General features: G+C 69.9%; 4 protein-coding genes. 1 reads left to right on the top strand and 3 read right to left on the bottom strand.

Annotated features, from left to right (window positions below):
* Positions 1-101: 101 nt before the first annotated feature.
* Positions 102-1919, bottom strand: coding sequence for a glutamine--fructose-6-phosphate transaminase (isomerizing) (glmS, locus tag AB0M11_RS41045; protein WP_365714044.1), 1818 nt, complete (start codon positions 1917-1919; stop codon positions 102-104).
* A 30-nt stretch (positions 1920-1949) separates the two neighbouring features.
* Complete coding sequence (locus AB0M11_RS41040; protein WP_365714042.1) at positions 1950-2207, bottom strand: hypothetical protein; 258 nt, start codon at positions 2205-2207, stop codon at positions 1950-1952.
* A 165-nt stretch (positions 2208-2372) separates the two neighbouring features.
* On the opposite strand from AB0M11_RS41040, the gene AB0M11_RS41035 reads away from it, so the two are divergent.
* Positions 2373-3938 carry a metallophosphoesterase family protein gene (locus AB0M11_RS41035; RefSeq protein WP_365714040.1) on the top strand — a complete coding sequence of 522 codons (1566 nt, stop codon included), beginning with the start codon at positions 2373-2375 and terminating at the stop codon, positions 3936-3938.
* Between the two features lie 17 nt (positions 3939-3955).
* On the opposite strand, the gene AB0M11_RS41030 is transcribed toward AB0M11_RS41035, so the two are convergent.
* A complete protein-coding gene (locus AB0M11_RS41030) occupies positions 3956-4885 on the bottom strand; it encodes a DUF4429 domain-containing protein (RefSeq protein WP_365714038.1) in 930 nt (309 codons plus the stop codon).
* Positions 4886-4973: the final 88 nt, after the last annotated feature.

Here is a 4973-nt window from a genome sequence, read left to right as displayed (position 1 = left end):
GTTCCCCGCGCCCCTGAAAGAAGGGGCGTTGCAGTGCGCCCCGTCAGGGGCGCGGGGAACTGCGCGACCCAGCCCCCACCGGCCCGCACCCGGAAACGGCCCTACTCCACCGTCACCGACTTCGCGAGGTTCCGCGGCTTGTCGATGTCGCGGCCCAGCGCCTTCGCCGTGTGGTAGGCGAGGAGTTGGAGCGGGATGCCCATCAGGATCGGGTCGAGTTCGTCCTCGTTCTTCGGGACGACGATCGTGCGGTCCGCCTTCTCCTGGTCCTGGTGGGCCACCGCGAGGATCTTCCCGCTGCGGGCCTTGATCTCCTCCAGCGCCGCGCGGTTCTTCTCCAGGAGGTCGTCGTCGGGGACGATCGCCACCGTGGGCAGGGCCGGCTCGATCAGCGCCAGCGGGCCGTGCTTCAGCTCGGACGCCGGGTACGCCTCCGCGTGGATGTAGGAGACCTCCTTGAGCTTCAGCGAGGCCTCGCGGGCCACCGGGTAGCCCCGGACACGGCCGATGAACAGCATCGAGCGGGCCTCGGCGTACTCCGCGGCGATCTTCTCGATCTCCGCCTCCTGGGCGAGGATCTCCGAGATCTGGGCCGGCAGCTTGCGCAGCCCCTCGATGATCCGCTTGCCGTCGCGGACCGAGAGGTCGCGGATGCGGCCCAGGTGCAGGGCGAGCAGGGCGAAGGCGACCGTCGTGTTCGTGAAGCACTTCGTGGAGACCACGCAGACCTCGGGCCCCGCGTGCACGTAGGTGCCACCGTCCGCCTCCCGGGCGATCGCCGAGCCCACCACGTTCACCACGCCCAGCACCCGCGCGCCCTTGCGCTTCAGCTCCTGGACGGCGGCGAGGACGTCGTACGTCTCACCGGACTGGGAGACGGCGATGTACAGGGTGTCGGGGTCGACCACCGGGTTGCGGTAGCGGAACTCGGAGGCCGGCTCGGCGTCGGCCGGGATGCGGGCCAGCTCCTCGATCATCTGGGCGCCGATCATGCCCGCGTGGTACGAGGTGCCGCAGCCGAGGATCTTCACCCGGCGCACGGCACGGGCGTCCCGGGCGTCCAGGTTGAGGCCGCCGAGGTGCACGGTGGAGAAGCGGTCGTCGATCCGGCCGCGCAGCACGCGGTCGACCGCGTCGGGCTGCTCGAAGATCTCCTTGTGCATGTAGGTGTCGTGGCCGCCCATGTCGTACGACTCGGCCTCCCACTCCACGGTGGTCGGCTCGGCCGTCGTCCGGGTGCCCTCGGTGGTGTAGGTGCGGAAGTCGTCGGCCTTGAGGGTGGCCATCTCGCCGTCGTCGAGGGTCACTATCTGGCGGGTGTGGGCGACCAGGGCCGCGATGTCGGAGGCGACGAACATCTCCTTGTCGCCGATGCCGAGGACGACCGGGGAGCCGTTGCGGGCGACCACGATCCGCTCGGGGAAGTCCGCGTGCATCACCGCGATGCCGTAGGTGCCCTCGATCAGACGCAGCGCCTGGCGGACCTTCTCCTCCAGGGTCTCCGCCTGGGAGCGGGCGATCAGGTGGGTGAGGACCTCGGTGTCGGTCTCCGAGAGGAACACCACACCGTCCGCCTCCAGCTTGCGGCGCAGCTCGGCGGCGTTGTCGATGATCCCGTTGTGGACGACGGCGACCTTCTGGTCGGCGGACATGTGCGGGTGGGCGTTCACGTCGGAGGGGGCGCCGTGGGTGGCCCAGCGGGTGTGGGCGATGCCGGTGGTGCCCTTGAAGCGCGCCGGCACCTTGGCCTCCAGGTCCCGGACCCGGCCCTTGGCCTTCACCATCTTCAGGCCGGCCGCCTTCGGGGTGGAGACGACGATGCCCGCCGAGTCGTAACCGCGGTATTCCAGCCGCTGGAGACCTTCGAGCAGGAGGGGGGCGACGTCGCGCCTACCGATGTAACCGACAATTCCGCACATATAGAGGTGTTCCGTATCCCTAAGTCGTAGTCATCCGTAGACCATGCGGCGCAGCTGCCGGAGGGTGAGCTCCGGCGGGGCGACCGCCCGGTACTTCAGATCCGCCGCGATCCGGTCGAAGATCTCCGCGTTGACCAGGCCTTCCGCCTGGAGTTCGCGGTGCCGACGCCGGACGTAGTCCGCGGTGGTCTCGTCGAAGTAGGCGAGCACGTCCTGGACCACCCGCAGTGCCTCGCCCCGGCTCAGGGGTGTGGACCGCGTCAGGTGATCAAGGAGTTCGTCGTGCACCCGGTAGATCCTCGGGTACCGGCGCCGGTTTCGCAAGAATCCTGCCCGATTTCGGGCAACGGCCTGTTGAATGTCTTATGGGGTTCTGTTCGGACGCTGTCCATCCTGTGTCTTGCGCCACGTCGCTTGTGGAGACGATTTTCAGACGCCATGGACATTCCTCGTATGGGCGTACCCGATGAGCTCGCCGACCGCATGAGCATGGCCGAGCAGCACGAGTACCTCCGCGCCAAGTTCTCCCGGCGCTCCATGATCAGAGGCGGCGCCGTCACCCTCGGTGCCGTCACGGGCGGCTCGCTGGTCATGGGCGGCACCGCCCAGGCCGCCGTCCCCACCCGGTCCTCCGCTCCCGCCACCCAGTACGTCGACGGCGCCTTCGTCGCGCCGTTCGGCCGCCACCTGGCCTTCGGCAACGACGCCAGCACCGAGATGACGATCTCGTGGCAGGTGCCCGTCGCGGTCAAGAAGCCCTTCGTCCGCATCGGCACCCACGCCTCGCACCTCTCGGTCAAGATCGACGCCGAGATCCGCACCCTCTACACCCCGGCCGGCATCGGTGCCAGCGGCGACCACACCCAGTACTACGTGCACGCCAAGCTGGCCAACCTCAAGCCCGGCAGGACGTACTTCTACGGCGTCGGCCACGACGGCTTCGACCCGGCCTCGCCGCAGTTCGCCGGCACCATCGGCACCTTCACCACCGCGCCCCGGAACAAGCAGCCGTTCACCTTCACGGCCTTCGGCGACCAGGGCGTCAGCTACCACGCCCTGGCCAACGACAGCCTGATCCTGGGCCAGAACCCCAGCTTCCACCTGCACGCCGGTGACATCGCCTACGGCGACCCGGCCGGCCAGGGCAAGTCCACCGACACCGGCTTCGACTCCCGGGTGTGGGACCAGTTCCTGGCCCAGACCGAGTCGGTCGCCAAGTCCGTGCCGTGGATGGTGTCGTACGGCAACCACGACATGGAGGCGTGGTACTCGCCCAACGGCTACGGCGGCGAGGAGGCCCGCTTCACCCTGCCCGACAACGGGCCGGACAAGAAGAACCTGCCGGGCGTCTACTCCTTCGTCCACGGCAACACGGCGATCATCTCGCTCGACCCGAACGACGTCTCCTTCGAGATCCCGGCCAACCTCGGCATCTCGGGCGGTACCCAGACCAAGTGGTTCGAGGCGCAGCTGAAGAAGTTCCGTGCCTCCAAGGACATCGACTTCATCGTCGTGTTCTTCCACCACTGCGCCTACTGCACCTCCACGGCGCACGCCTCGGAGGGGGGCGTGCGACAGGAGTGGGTGCCGCTGTTCGAGAAGTACACGGTGGACCTGGTCATCAACGGCCACAACCACCAGTACGAGCGCACCGACGTCATCAAGGGCAACACCGTCGTCAAGAAGCTCCCGATCGGCGAGACCGCCTACCCCGAGACCGAGGGTGTCGTCTACGTCACCGCGGGCGCCGCCGGCCGCAGCCTCTACGCGTTCACCGCCCCGGACTCCTACGAGGGCCACCTGAACGAGGTCGACTCCGTCGCCTCCTTCATCAACACCAAGGACGGCAAGGTCAACGAGACCGTCACCTGGTCCCGGGTGCGCTACCTCAACTACTCCTTCCTGCGCGTGGACGTCGAGCCCGCCCCGCGCGGCCAGTACGCCAGGCTGAAGGTGTCGGGCATCGCCGAGACCGGCGACCGCATCGACCACTTCACCGTGGCGCGCAAGGCCAAGTAGGGCCCCGCGGGCGGTCCTCACATCCGGGTGAGGACCGCCTGTTTGGCCGTCGTGAACTCCTCGTCGGTGAGCACCCCCGCCCGGCGCAGCTCACCCAGCTCCCGCAGCCGACGCAGCAACGCGTCGAGATCCCCCTCGGCCGCCGTGGCCGTCGCCCCCGGCTCCCCGGAGGCCTCCGGCTCCCCGGCCGTCCTGGCCGCTCTTGCCGCCGTCCTCGGCGCACCGGAGGCCCCCGACACCCCGGTCGCCGCCGGATGCGGCAGACGTGCCTGTACGGCCGCCGCGACCAGCGCCGTCAGCGGATCCCGCCGGAACCCCCACAGCTCCACCGCGTAGGGGTCGTACCGGGCCCGCCCCCCGGCCGGCGCACCGGCCACCCGGAAGCGCAGATGGCCGTTCTCCAGCCCCGCGGGCGGCTGCCACTCCACGCCGAGGATGTCCGCCAGGGCGACGGTGCGCGGCCCCCCGGCTGCCTTGGCGTCCTCGGTCCTCCAGTTCCACTCCAGGCGCACCCGCTCGCCGTCGAACGAGGCGGTGCCGCCCCCGGCGGAGACCGACAGCGGCAGCGGCGGCCCCGGCAGCAGGTACCCGCTCACCGGTGTGCCCGGCACCCGCGCGAGGAGCAGCGCGTCGCGCACCTCGTCCGTGAAGTACTCGGCGACCCCGTACCGCTCCGGCCGCACGGTCAGCCGATAGGGGTCGTGCGGTTCGGTCAGGCGCCCCCCGGTGGCGAGCAGCAGCGGATCGGCGCCGTCCCGCAGCCGCACCCTCAACCGCCCCCGCCTGCGCCCCTGCTCGAACGAGATGCCCGCCAACGCACCCAGCGGGACGAGCAGTTCACCCAGGGCCCGGCGCAGCGCACCGACGTTCCTGCCCCGCCCGGGAGCCAGCCGCAGAGCGTCTCCGTCGAAGGCCCAGATGCCGTCCTTCTGGATGATTTCCGCCATACGCGGATTCTTCCACCGCGGAGGCGGCCGGCGGGCTCCCCGCCGCACGGATCCTGTCCTCGCGATCCGCAGAGCACCCCAGGGAATC

Source organism: Streptomyces sp. NPDC051987 (assembly GCF_040680735.1).
Taxonomy (GTDB): domain Bacteria; phylum Actinomycetota; class Actinomycetes; order Streptomycetales; family Streptomycetaceae; genus Streptomyces.
The sequence above is the reverse complement of the archived record's forward strand: the minus strand, read 5'-3'. Positions and strand labels throughout refer to the sequence as shown.

Coding starts and splice junctions, on each gene's coding strand:
- glmS (WP_365714044.1), bottom strand. CDS start 1,919: ATGTGCGGAATTGTCGGTTACATCGGTAGGCGCGACGTCGCCCCCCTC.
- AB0M11_RS41030 (WP_365714038.1), bottom strand. CDS start 4,885: ATGGCGGAAATCATCCAGAAGGACGGCATCTGGGCCTTCGACGGAGAC.
- AB0M11_RS41035 (WP_365714040.1), top strand. CDS start 2,373: ATGGGCGTACCCGATGAGCTCGCCGACCGCATGAGCATGGCCGAGCAG.